At 60.2% G+C, this 12,083-nt stretch carries 13 protein-coding genes; 6 read left to right on the top strand and 7 right to left on the bottom strand.

The features are described 5' to 3' along the window. Nucleotides 1-9 precede the first annotated feature (9 nt). From nrdR to rpiB, 3 genes are all read right to left on the bottom strand, one after another. Entirely contained in the window at nucleotides 10-477 is a 468-nt protein-coding gene (gene nrdR / locus R8L07_18185) for a transcriptional regulator NrdR (protein ID MDW3207468.1), read from the bottom strand. Nucleotides 478-556: 79 nt separating this feature from the next. Further along, complete coding sequence (gene glyA / locus R8L07_18180) at nucleotides 557-1,867, bottom strand: serine hydroxymethyltransferase (GenBank protein MDW3207467.1); 1,311 nt, start codon at nucleotides 1,865-1,867, stop codon at nucleotides 557-559. 82 nt (nucleotides 1,868-1,949) lie between these two features. Continuing rightward, on the bottom strand, nucleotides 1,950-2,411 hold the full coding sequence (gene rpiB, locus R8L07_18175; protein MDW3207466.1) for a ribose 5-phosphate isomerase B: 462 nt from the start codon (nucleotides 2,409-2,411) through the stop codon (nucleotides 1,950-1,952). A 675-nt stretch (nucleotides 2,412-3,086) separates the two neighbouring features. Here rpiB and R8L07_18170 point away from each other — a divergent pair. Continuing rightward, nucleotides 3,087-3,545, top strand: a complete 459-nt coding sequence (locus tag R8L07_18170; protein ID MDW3207465.1) for a MucR family transcriptional regulator — start codon at nucleotides 3,087-3,089, stop codon at nucleotides 3,543-3,545. 21 nt (nucleotides 3,546-3,566) lie between these two features. Here R8L07_18170 and R8L07_18165 read toward each other — a convergent pair whose 3' ends face one another. Then, nucleotides 3,567-3,863, bottom strand: a complete 297-nt coding sequence (locus tag R8L07_18165) for a hypothetical protein (GenBank protein ID MDW3207464.1) — start codon at nucleotides 3,861-3,863, stop codon at nucleotides 3,567-3,569. A 155-nt stretch (nucleotides 3,864-4,018) separates the two neighbouring features. On the opposite strand from R8L07_18165, the gene R8L07_18160 reads away from it, so the two are divergent. The 4 genes from R8L07_18160 to R8L07_18145 all read left to right on the top strand — a co-directional run bounded on the left by R8L07_18160 (nucleotide 4,019) and on the right by R8L07_18145 (nucleotide 7,806). Further along, entirely contained in the window at nucleotides 4,019-5,209 is a 1,191-nt protein-coding gene (locus R8L07_18160; protein ID MDW3207463.1) for an acyl-CoA dehydrogenase, read from the top strand. Next, a complete protein-coding gene (locus tag R8L07_18155) occupies nucleotides 5,206-6,180 on the top strand; it encodes a DMT family transporter (GenBank protein MDW3207462.1) in 975 nt (324 codons plus the stop codon). The genes R8L07_18160 and R8L07_18155 overlap by 4 nt, the downstream gene beginning before the upstream one ends. A 114-nt stretch (nucleotides 6,181-6,294) precedes the next feature. Then, on the top strand, nucleotides 6,295-6,897 hold the full coding sequence (locus tag R8L07_18150) for an ABC transporter substrate-binding protein (GenBank protein MDW3207461.1): 603 nt from the start codon (nucleotides 6,295-6,297) through the stop codon (nucleotides 6,895-6,897). Nucleotides 6,898-6,975: 78 nt separating this feature from the next. Then, nucleotides 6,976-7,806, top strand: a complete 831-nt coding sequence (locus R8L07_18145; GenBank protein ID MDW3207460.1) for a tetratricopeptide repeat protein — start codon at nucleotides 6,976-6,978, stop codon at nucleotides 7,804-7,806. Between the two features lie 30 nt (nucleotides 7,807-7,836). Here the strand turns inward: R8L07_18145 and R8L07_18140 are convergent, their stop codons facing one another. From R8L07_18140 to R8L07_18130, 3 genes are all read right to left on the bottom strand, one after another. Continuing rightward, a complete protein-coding gene (locus R8L07_18140; protein ID MDW3207459.1) occupies nucleotides 7,837-8,304 on the bottom strand; it encodes a YHS domain-containing (seleno)protein in 468 nt (155 codons plus the stop codon). 104 nt (nucleotides 8,305-8,408) lie between these two features. Next, entirely contained in the window at nucleotides 8,409-9,365 is a 957-nt protein-coding gene (locus R8L07_18135; GenBank protein MDW3207458.1) for a PAS domain-containing protein, read from the bottom strand. A 110-nt stretch (nucleotides 9,366-9,475) separates the two neighbouring features. Next, the gene (locus tag R8L07_18130; protein MDW3207457.1) at nucleotides 9,476-11,050 is read right to left on the bottom strand and encodes a peptide chain release factor 3; all 1,575 of its coding nucleotides are present in this window, start codon (nucleotides 11,048-11,050) and stop codon (nucleotides 9,476-9,478) included. Between the two features lie 123 nt (nucleotides 11,051-11,173). Between R8L07_18130 and R8L07_18125 the strand changes: the two genes are divergently transcribed. Then, entirely contained in the window at nucleotides 11,174-12,079 is a 906-nt protein-coding gene (locus R8L07_18125; GenBank protein MDW3207456.1) for a DMT family transporter, read from the top strand. Nucleotides 12,080-12,083: the final 4 nt, after the last annotated feature.

Raw genomic sequence — 12,083 nt, 5'->3', positions numbered from 1 at the left:
GGCCCGGAATCAGATTTCGTCTTCGAGCCGCGAAACGTCGCGCTGGACGAAATCGGTGAAATCCTTCGCCTCACGGAAATTCCGGTATACGGACGCGAATCGCACATAGGCGACCTGATCAAGCTGCAGCAGCGCTTCCATGACCATCTCGCCGACCGTGGAGACCGGAATCTCGTTTTCGCCCGAACTTTCCAGGCGCCGGACGATGGAGTTCACGATCCGCTCTATGCGATCCAGCTCGACATTCCGCTTGCGGCAGGCGATCTGCATCGAGCGGATCAGCTTGTCGCGATCGAACGGCTCGCGCTGACCGTTCTTCTTCACGACAGTCAGTTCGCGCAGTTGAACGCGTTCGAAAGTGGTGAAACGCGCCCCGCAGTTCAGGCACATCCGCCGCCGGCGGATCGCGGAATTGTCCTCCGTCGGCCGGGAATCCTTAACCTGGGTGTCGTCGTGACCGCAGAACGGACATTTCATCGCTTCACCGCCCCTTGTGTAAGCGCCCGGGACGGGCCGGTCCCGTCCCGGGTCTCGTTAACCACCGCTTCGCAAGGCCTCAGTAAGCCGATGCGTATAGCGGGAACCGTTCGCACAAGGTCTTCACCCGCGCGTGCACGGCATTTTCGACCGCGCTATTGTCTTCCCGATTCTGTGCCAGTCCGTCCAGCACTTCGACGATCATCTGCCCCACTTCGCGGAATTCCGCCTCCCCGAAGCCACGGGTCGTCGCCGCCGGCGTGCCCAGTCGAATGCCGCTGGTGACCATCGGCTTTTCCGGATCGAACGGGATGCCGTTCTTGTTGCAGGTAATGCCAGCCCGTTCCAGGCTCTTCTCGGCGATGTTGCCGGTCAGCCCCTTCGGCCGCAAGTCGACCAGCATCAGATGCGTGTCGGTACCGCCGGACACGATGTCCAGGCCCCCCTCGATCAGCGTTCCCGCCAGCACCTTGGCATTTCGGACGATTGCACCGGTGTAGGCCTTGTACTCCGGGCGCAGCGCTTCGCCGAAGCCAACCGCCTTGCCGGCGATGACATGCATCAGCGGACCACCCTGCAGACCGGGGAACACAGCGGAGTTGAACTTCTTCGCCAGAGCCTCGTCGTTGGTCAGGATGATGCCGCCGCGCGTGCAGCGCAGGGTCTTGTGTGTGGTCGACGTCGCGACATGGGCGTATTCCAGCGGATTCGGATGATGACCGCCCGCGACCAGACCGGCGAAATGCGCCATGTCGACCATCAGGTAGGCGCCGACGGAATCGGCGATCTCACGGAAACGCTTGAAGTCGAGAATGCGCGGATAGGCGGATCCACCGGCAACGATCAGCTTCGGTTTGTGCTCCTTCGCCAATCGCTCTACCTGATCGAAGTCGATCAGGTGGTCTTCCGCCCGCACATCGTACTGGACGGCGTTGAACCATTTGCCCGACTGGTTCGGGGCCGCGCCATGGGTCAGATGTCCGCCCGATGCCAGGGACAGGCCCAGATAGGTGTCTCCCGGCTGCAGCAACGCAAAGAAGACCGCCTGGTTGGCCTGGGCGCCCGAATGCGGCTGAACATTCGCGAACTGACAGTTGAACAGTTTGCAGACCCGTTCGATTGCGAGGGTCTCGACAACATCCACATGTTCGCAGCCGCCATAGTAGCGACGGCCGGAATAGCCTTCCGCATACTTGTTGGTATTCACGGAGCCGACGGCCTGCAAAACGGCGCGGCTGACAATGTTTTCCGACGCGATCAGTTCGATCCCGTCATTCTGGCGGCGCAGTTCGTCTTCAAGCGCGGCATGAACCGCAGGATCGCTGTCCTCCAGGCTCGCGTCGAAGAAACCGGTGTAACCGTAAAGTTCTTGTTTCTCTGCAGTACTCATATCCTCAGGGTCCTTCCACGTTGCGGTCCGCCGCGCCCGAGGTCTACGCGGGACGGGCCATAGGTCACAAGCGAACGCCGTCTCAAGCGGAACCCGGCCGGCCGGGCGACATCTTGGAGACGCGGCGTTCATGCCGCCCTCCCTCAAAGCCCGTGGTCAGGAACGCCCTAACACACTCCTTCGCCACTTCGTCGCCCATCGTGCGCGCGCCGAAAGCAATGACGTTTGCGTCATTGTGCTGACGCGACAGCCGCGCATCGGTCGAATTGTGGCATAATGCTGCCCGGACATGCTTATGCCGGTTGGCGGCGATGGAAATGCCGATGCCCGAGCCGCATACAAGAATGCCGCGTTCCGCACGGCCCTGTGCCAGCGCGTCCGCCAGCCGATCGGCAAAATCGGGGTAATCGACGCTATCTGTCGTATCCGTACCAAGATCCAACGCGGTCAGGCCCATTTCTTCCAGAACAGGCACCAAGGCACGCTTCATGCCGAGGCCGGCATGATCGCTGGCAAGAACGACGGTTTTTGATGGATCGGACACCCGAACAAACCCCTTTCGAGTCTCTGGCAGAAAGCCTCTATCGGCAGGATTGGGCGGGATGTATCATAGCCCTCTGGGAAATTCCAGCCAAACACACCTCAAACCCGTAAATCAGCGAAAATGATGTGGGCTCGCCAGCCCTCTCCCCCAATGGATAGTGTTGAACCAAACGCCCCAACGGTATGAACCCGGCAAATCCAAATTACCTTATACCATAAAAAACAATTCATTAGGTCCATCAACAAACAATTAAAATTAATATTACTAATCATCTAATTGTTAAAAATAGTATTTCTTTCAATCCAATCGGTTTCGCTCGACACGCGACGCGAGCCCGTTTCGGCGGAACTGCCTCCGTTCGAGCGCAATCGATCCGTCGCCCAGGCCCTGCGAAGCGGTGCATTTTCGCATCACCTGCCTCGGGTCCCAAACCGTGCGTGTCCAATAAGTATTAGGCAGGCACTCCATATGGTATTTATCCGCCGGATCGGCATCAACAAATTGTGGTAATATCTAAAACACTCAATACATCTCTCAAGACAAAACAGGTCTGTACTGAATCTTTATTGATTCACTTACGGTAGTTTGATTAAATTCCTTTGCTTGCCCTCGCTGTTATCAATATTTCGTCTGCGGGGCATTTGCGAAGCCTAGGCTTCAGGGGGAGCGTCGGGGATGAGTCGCCGCGAAGAAAGCAAGATCAAGCCGTCTGCCAGCCGTGGCGAACTGTTGCATATGACCGCTGAAGTCGTATCGGCATATGTCGGCCATAACAATGTCGCCAAGGCTGACATCAGTGGCGTGATCGGTACGGTTTTCGGAAAGTTTTCCGCGCTGAATCAGGACCCGCCCAAGACGCCGGCCCGCCCGCTACGCGCGAACCGGACCACGACGGCCGCGATACGCGACTCCGTTCAGCCCGATTACATCGTCTGCCTGGAAGACGGTCGGAAGCTCAAGATGCTGAAACGGCATCTGCGGACCGCCTATGGCATGACGCCGGAACAGTATCGTGCCAAGTGGGGTCTGCCGCCCGACTATCCGATGGTCGCACCGAACTACGCGGCACAGCGGTCCAAATTTGCCAAACAGATCGGCCTTGGAAAAACGACCGGGCGCGGTGGCCGCGGCTGAACCGGTTTCTGGTCGTCAGACTTATAAATCCCATCCACTCGGAAACTCCTGACGCTTTCCGCGCGGCACGACCTTGTCGGCCTCACGCCCCAGTGTTTCCTTGTCATATTTTCTTTTGTAAACAATGCGTTCCAGCTTGCGCAAAACCTGTTGCGTCAGAACTTTCTCCCCTGCCGTCGGGTCGCCGACGATCGAAACTTCGATATAGGTAACCGGATCGACGGCGGAGACCTTCACATAGCTCCCCTGAACGACAAATTCGATCAGGGCCCCTTGCGGCAGAATTGTTCTATTGTTGGGCGGGACAGGTTGGCTCATAACGACATTCTAGGATGCGTCGCGCACCTGTCCAAGCAGTTGCTGCGTCCGGAAATTATTTTAAGCTTAAAATAAATCTTTACACCTTGGACAGACCGGCGTAGCACTGCCACCTGGCATGCAGTTTGACCCGAGAACCGATTGAGGAAACAACCATGAGCGACCGACAGAGCCGTGCGCATTTCGAATGGCAGGACCCGTTCCTTCTGGAAGATCAGCTGACCGAAGAAGAGCGGATGATCCGCGACACGGCCAGAGACTACTGCCAGGACAAGCTCATGCCGCGGGTTCTCGAGGCGAACCGCCACGAGAAGTTCGATCGCGAAATCATGACCGAAATGGGCGCCCTGGGCCTTCTCGGCATGACCGTCGACCCCGAATATGGCGGTGCCGGCGTCAACTACACCAGTTACGGCCTGGTTGCGCGCGAAGTCGAACGCGTGGATAGCGGCTATCGTTCCGCCATGTCGGTACAGTCGTCGCTGGTCATGCACCCGATCAACGCCTACGGGTCCGAAGAACAGCGCCGCAAGTTTCTGCCGAAGCTCGCCAGCGGTGAGTGGGTCGGCTGTTTCGGCCTCACCGAGCCGGATCATGGTTCCGACCCCGGCTCCATGGTCACGCGGGCCAAGAAGGTCGACGGCGGCTACAAGCTGTCGGGGTCCAAGAACTGGATCACCAACTCCCCGATCTCCGATGTGGCGGTTGTCTGGGCCAAGACCGAGGACGACGTGATCCGCGGCTTTATCCTGGAACGCGGGATGAAAGGGTTCGAGACGCCGAAGATCGAAGGCAAGTTCTCGCTTCGGGCCTCCATCACCGGCATGATCATGATGGACGAGGTGTTCGTTCCGGAAGAAAACCTGCTGCCGAACGTCTCGGGCCTGAAAGGTCCTTTCGGATGCCTGAACAATGCCCGTTACGGTATTGCCTGGGGCGCGCTGGGCGCGGCGGAGTTCTGCTGGACCCAGGCGCACAGCTATACGATGGACCGCAAGCAGTTCGGCCGCCCGCTGGCTGCCAACCAGCTGATCCAGAAAAAGCTGGCGGACATGCAGACCGAAATCTCGCTGGGCCTTCAGGGCTGCCTGCGAGCCGGTCGCCTGAAGGACGAGGACCGGTGCCCGGTCGAACTGATTTCGCTCATCAAGCGCAACAGCTGCGGCAAGGCGCTGGAAATCGCACGCACGGCGCGCGACATGCATGGCGGAAACGGCGTTTCGGACGAGTATCACGTCATTCGCCACGTCATGAACCTGGAAGCCGTCAATACCTATGAAGGCACGCACGACGTTCACGCCCTGATCCTGGGGCGTGCCCAGACCGGCATTCAGGCCTTCATGTGACACGGGCGGCGGTACCGCCCCCTGCGGAGAGTGACGTCCCGGCGGCTGCGGCCGCCGGGGCATCCCCCCGCGCGGTTCCCGGCACGGCCTGGGTCCTGCTGATCTGCCTGACCTTCGCCTGGGGCGCGATGTGGCCCCTGATGAAGCTGACTCTGACCGAAATTCCCCTCCTGACTTTCCGGGCCGGATCTGCGGCCTGCGCCGGCACCATCATGCTCTGTGTCGCCGCAGCAACCGGACTGGCCCTGCGCCCCGCCGCGGGAGAAGCGCGCAAGGTCATCCTCTGCGCCGGGGTCAACGTTTCCTTATGGTTTTTCCTCTCGGCCCTGGCGGTGACGTATCTCCCGGCCGGCCGGGCCGCTCTCCTTGCCTATACGATGCCGCTATGGGCCCTCGTGATCGGTGTCATGTTCCTGAAGGAACGGCTGACCACCCGGCGCTGCGTGGGAGTCGCAGCGGGAATTGGCGCCGTGCTTGTTTTTGCCTGGGATGACCTTGGCGCCGCAGGGCAGGCCGGCTTTCCCGTCGGAATCGTCGCCATACTTCTCGCCGCCCTGACCTGGGGCGTGGGCTCGACACTTCAGAAACAGTTCAACTTCAAGACCCCGGTCACGACGCTCGTCGCATGGCAGTTTGTCCTCGGCTCGCTTCCTCTCATGGCGCTCGCTCTCGGGTCTGAAGACACCGGATGGGTCGCCACCGTCTCCGCACCGGTCATCGCGGCCGCAGCAGGTGTCACCGTGATCAGTCAGGCATTTGGCCTGTGGTGCTGGTCGATGATCCTGAAACTGACGGATATGGCATTTGCCTCCATTGCAGTCCTTACCGTCCCGATGATGAGCCAGGTTCTGAGTTTTCTGTTTCTCGGCGAACCCTTCGGTCCGGTCGAACTGGCAGGACTGCTGCTGATCACCTTCGGCCTTGCGACGGTTCTGCCGTTGGATCAGATGGTGCGGCGCCTCAAACGGTGACATATTTGCAACCCGCAACGACGGTAGGTGCAGCATTGGGGCATGCGTAACCTTGCTTCCGCATCTCGATATTCGTATGTAACTCGCTGCCTGACTATCGTCCGGAGACGCCAGATGCCGCGTATGATTGCCGCTATTTTTGCCTTGTTCCTGCTCCCGGCAACGGCCCTGGCGGAAACGCCTCCGGACGAGGCGGCCGCCTTTATCGAGGGCCTGGGGGACCGCGCCGTCGAAGTTCTTCAGGACCAGTCAATCTCCCTGGAGGAGCGCGAAGCAAAACTGCGCGACATCGTCGCCGGCAGTTTTGAGGTCCAGGAGATCGGCCGGTTCGTGCTCGATAAGGCCTGGGAACGGGCAAGCGCGGAAGAACGCTCCGAATATCTCGACCTGTTCTCGAACTACGTCCTGCAGACCTACACGAAGCGCCTTGGCGGCTATTCGGGACAGACGCTCACGATTGAGGAGGCAAAGGTCTATCGTGAACGACTGGCACTGGTCTCCACCAGGATCGTTCAGGAGGGGACGGATGACATCAAAATCGATTGGTTGGTTCGCAAGCGGGACAATGCCATTCGGATTCTGGATGTCGTCATTGACGGCAAGAGCATGACCCTGACTCAGAAGCGCGAATTCGCCTCGATCATCGCGCGTGAGGATATCGGCGGCCTGCTGCAGCTCCTGCGACTTAAGATCTCCAAATACTCCGCTCAGGGCTGATCGATCACTCTGACGTCGCCCCCTTGTTCATCAATCCCAATCGGATCATAATGATTCAGTTGGTTGGAGGGAGGCCACATGTTCGCTGAGACGAGACGAACCCGTCGTATCGTGCTCGCCGTCGCGTTTGCAGGCGGGCTTTCGATTACGACCCCTGCCCTTGCTCAGGATTTCTCGGACGGCTGGGCGGCCTATCAGCGCGGCGAATTCCTCAAGGCCATGTCGATCTGGACCCCCCTGGCCGAGGCCGGAAGCGCCAAGTCCATGTTCAATATCGGCGTTTTGTACGATGAAGGGCGCGGTGTCGCCGTCGACCGCAAGAAGGCCATCAACTGGTGGAGCCGTGCCGCGGAAGCCGGTCACGCTCAGGCCATGCATAACCTCGCCCTCGCCTATATCGAAGGCGATGGGGTGGAACAGAATTATGACCGCGCCTATGGCTGGCTTGAACGGGCCGCCTATCACGGGCTTGTCCGGTCCCAGTATTCCCTGGGCAAGATGTATGAATACGGCCTGGGAGTGGATTCAAACGAAATTCGCGCCGCCCTGTGGATCGAACGCGCCGCCATCGCCGGGTTTGACCGCGCCCAGTACAATATGGGCAAGCGTTACCGGGACGGGAACGGGGTCGACAAGAGCCTGGAAATGGCCGCGCGCTGGTTCCTGGCAGCCGCCCGTCAGGGGTATTCCAAGGCACAGAACCATATCGGCACGCGTTATATGCGCGGTGAAGGCATCGCCAAGGATCCGGTCGAAGCCCTGAAATGGTTCACCCTGGCCGCCGAACAGGGGCATAGCGGTGCCGCCAAGAAGGCGGAGAAACTTTCCGCGGAACTCTCGGAGGATCAACGGGCGGAAGCCGGTGCCCGTGCCGATGCCTTTGTGCCGCGACGGGCAACCGTCTACTGAGACTTCCCCTGATCCAATGCCCCTCTATGCCTATTCCTGTGTCTTGAGCGAGGGCCAGTTCGCGTCCGCCTCACGGATCCGCGACGGAATATCCTCCTCCCAGCGGCGCTGCACACCCTTCGAGTAATTCAGGTAAAGCTTTCCATCGACAATCTTCCAGGCTTCGGGGTCAATCGACGCCGTATAGCCTTGGCTGACCGCCCAGGCACAATATCCCCCGTATTGCGGGGCATAGAGTTCCGGATCGGCCTCAAAGGCGGCACGGTTTGCGGCATTGGCGAAGCGCCAGACCGCGCCGTTCCACTCCAGTTCGAAGTCGGACGACCCCAGCACCGCCCGACCGTCCTGGAAATATGCCACGGGATCGGCACCGTCGATGGCGACATTGCCGAATGTCGTCGCGTTTACCGCACCGGCCAGAGCCACGGCAGGTGCGGACAGCCAGATCAACAGGCTCAGAAGCGCAGAGCGCCCAACAAGGGCAAACGGGCCAAGCATGACTACCCTCCGGTCTTGCATCCGGAAGACTATGCAGAGCGTCAGTCGGAGATGCCAAGTCCGACCGAAGGTCGCTCACGAAAGTGTTAGAAAAGGGCCTACCGTCACCCCCAGCTTTCGGTCGTCCCCTTCCGACGGGCCATGCGCCGTGCCGGATGAATGTCCGACGGGGGCGGGACTTCCGGTTTCTGGGGCTTGGATCCGGGCAGTTCGCTGAAAGACATCAGATCGAACTTCTCGCCGCCGACCGCGTCGAAGCGCTCCATCGCCTGTTCGAAGAAGGCACCGAAATCGTCAGTGTCGATGACATCGTTCACATCGAGCGCGGCATGGTTGACGTCCAGGTCCAGCTTGTCATCCGTTTCCCGGGCAACATCGGCGATACGCTTCTTGAGAACTTCCGGGTCAATCCCTTCGTCGAGCAGCAGCGAATACTTGCCCTGCCCGACCTGTCCGACACCGCTGCCGCCCGAAGCCCAGGCCCGAAGTGTCTGGACGAGATTCTCGTTCAGCGTCTCGGCAGTCGTGCTGTCGACCTGGGATTCGACCTTCTCCCAACCGACATCATACATGGCGAAGTTCAGTTTTTCGCCCGCGTCCCGGGCTTCGCCGGAGAGCATCGCTGCGCTGTTCGCGAAATCCAGAACCCCCATGGGATTTGCCGGAGCCTGCTTCTGCGCAGGCCGGGAAGCCAATGGCACCCGCTTCACAGCAAGATGATGAATGCCTTTGCGCTGCGGGCTCGACATGCCCGACACACTGATCTGCAGCTTCCTGCCATCCGCTTCCGCCGCGGCGGTAATTAGGCGATCAGAGGCACGGCCGGTTGCAATCAGCTTTTTCAGATATTCACCCAACAGAACCCTGTCGCCCTGATCGGCAATCCGGGCGACATCTCCATTCATCAACTGGTCCGGCGACAGGCCGAACAGGCTCTTGACCGATCCGGCCACGAAGACAACGGTGCCGCTGTCGTCCACTTCGATCAGGACGTCCGATGCGGCAAAGGCAAATGCCAGGAATCGGTCTCGCTGATCGGCGATGGATAACTCACCAGACACGGATCAACCTCCTCGTGTTCGGTACGCCATGTCTCTTGGGCGGTTGCGATCTTCGCCCAACTGGTCGCCGAAGTCGATGATCAGGATCAATATTCCGAATTTTGGCGGACTTACGACCGTTCCCTTGTCTTGGAGAACCGAATTTTCGGATTGTTCTGAGTCTGGTGGTTCAGTTCCCAATAGTTCCGCGCCAGGAAGACGGGTGCGCCATCGCGATCCACCGACATCGCACTGCGAATCGAGCTTGTGAATCGATCCAGTTCCGCCGGGTCGTCGGCAGCGACCCATCGGGCCGTTTCGAAGGGTGCGGGCTCCAGCGTGACGTTGATCCCGTATTCGGCTTCGATCCGGGTTTGCAGCACATCAAGCTGAAGTTGCCCGACGACACCGACGATCCAGTTGGCGCCCAGTTCCGGCTTGAAGACCTGGGTAACCCCCTCCTCCGCCAGGCTTTCGAGCGCCTTTTTCAGATGCTTGCCCTTCATCGGATCGTCCAGCCGCACACGGCGCAGGATCTCTGGCGCAAAGTTCGGAATACCCGTGAAGCGCACTTCCTCTGCCTCGCTCAACGTATCCCCCACACGCAGCGTACCGTGGTTCGGCACACCGATAATGTCGCCCGGATAGGCCTCGTCCGCGATTTCCCGGTCCTGGGCAAAGAACATGATGGGATTGTAGATCGCCATCGGCTTGCCGGACCGGACATGCTTCAGCTTCATGCCCCGCTTGAACTTGCCGGAGACCAATCGAACGAAGGCGATGCGATCCCGGTGGTTCGGGTCCATGTTCGCCTGAACCTTGAAGACAAAACCGGTGACCTTCTCTTCCTTCGGATCGATTTCGCGCTTGTCCGTCGGCAGGGGGCGCGGCGGCGGCGAATGCAGGCTGATGCCGGAGAGCAGATGACCGACCCCGAAATTGCGCAGGGCGCTGCCGAAATAGACCGGCGTCATGGTCCCTTCCAGATACGCCTCCACGTCGAATTTCGGACAGGCTTCCCGGGCGAGTTCCGCTTCCTCACGCAGTTGTTCCAACTGTTCGGCCGGAATCAGGTCGTCCAGTTTCGGGTCGTCCAGACCGTCGACCTCGACCGATTCCGTGCGGTCCTCCCCCATCAGCAGGACGCGATCGTTCAGCAGATCGTAGCAGCCCTTGAATTCCCGCCCGGACCCGATCGGCCAGGCAACCGGCGAAACGTCCAGCGCAAGCTCCTCGGCGATCTGATCCATCAATTCGAAAGGATCGCGAGCCTCGCGGTCCAGCTTGTTGATGAAGGTCGCAATCGGCATATCGCGCAGTCGGCAGACTTCGAACAGTTTGCGGGTCTGCGGCTCGATGCCCTTCGCGGCGTCAATCACCATTACGGCACTGTCGACCGCCGTCAGCGTGCGGTAGGTATCCTCCGAAAAATCCTCGTGGCCCGGCGTATCGAGCAGATTGAAATAGACGCCGTCCCGAATGAAGGTCATGACCGACGTCGTGACCGAGATGCCGCGCTGCTGCTCGATCTTCATCCAGTCGGAACGCGCACGCCGGCGGTCGCCTTTGGCCTTCACCTCCCCGGCAAGGTGAATGGCGCCACCGCGTAACAACAGCTTTTCCGTCAGCGTCGTCTTCCCCGCGTCGGGGTGGCTGATGATCGCAAATGTGCGACGGCTCGCGGCCTGCTCTGCAAGGGTGGCCATGGTTTGGGCGCTTTCCGAAATTCCGGGATCAAGGTGACGGCCCTATCTAATCCCCGCGCCCGCGCGACGCAAGCGAGGCCCGCAAAGATTGCGTCCGAACCGGTTCCGGCGTATGGGCAGTTCATGTTCTCAAAGCTCGACTCCACCAGCCGCGGCATTCTGATGCTGATCGGCGCGACATTCATCTTCGCGTGCCAGGATGCCGTCACAAAGCATCTGGCGCAGACTTATGCGACGCCGCAGATCATCTGGGTGCGCTATCTGTTCTTTGCCGTCTTCGCGATGGCACTGAGCAGCTGGCACACGCCGTTGAAGACTGCGGTGAAGGCGAAGCGTCCCTGGCTACAGGTCGTGCGCTCCCTGATCATCGTGGCCGAAATCGGAATCTTCGTCATGGCGGTCCGGGTTCTCAGCCTGGCCGAAACCCATGCCCTGTTCGCCAGCTTCCCGCTCATCGTCACCGCGATGTCGGCGGTCTTCCTGGGTGAGAAGGTCGGGCTGCGCCGCTGGAGTGCGGTGATCGTTGGGTTCCTGGGCGTCCTGATCATCCTGCGTCCGGGAACCGGCGTGTTTCAGCTGGAATCCCTGATCGCCCTCGCCGCTGCCGTCATGTTTGCCAGCTATCACGTGATCACGCGCGTCACCAGCCGCGACGACGGCACCAACACCTCCCTGCTCTACATGGCGGTTGTCGGGGCCGCGGTCCTGACTCTGATCGGTCCATTCTATTGGGTGGAACCGACGCCAGAGGCCTGGCGCTGGCTTGCCCTGTTGTCCGTGACCGGCGCGACCGGGCATCTGCTGCTGATCAAGGCGCTGGAACTGGCGCCGGCATCCACGCTTCAGCCGTTCAATTTCACCCTTCTGGTCTGGGCCACCATCATGGGCTACCTGGTCTTCGGCAACCTGCCGGATTTCTGGACCATCGTCGGCGGCGCGATCGTGGTGGGCAGCGGTCTCTATACCATCTATCGCGAACGGGCCCGCAAGGTGCCCGACGCGCCGACGGAAGCGCAACTCAAGCCCTGACACG

This window comes from Alphaproteobacteria bacterium, assembly GCA_033344895.1.
Classification (GTDB): Bacteria; Pseudomonadota; Alphaproteobacteria; order UBA8366; family Aestuariispiraceae; genus Pacificispira.
The sequence above is the reverse complement of the archived record's forward strand: the minus strand, read 5'-3'. Positions and strand labels throughout refer to the sequence as shown.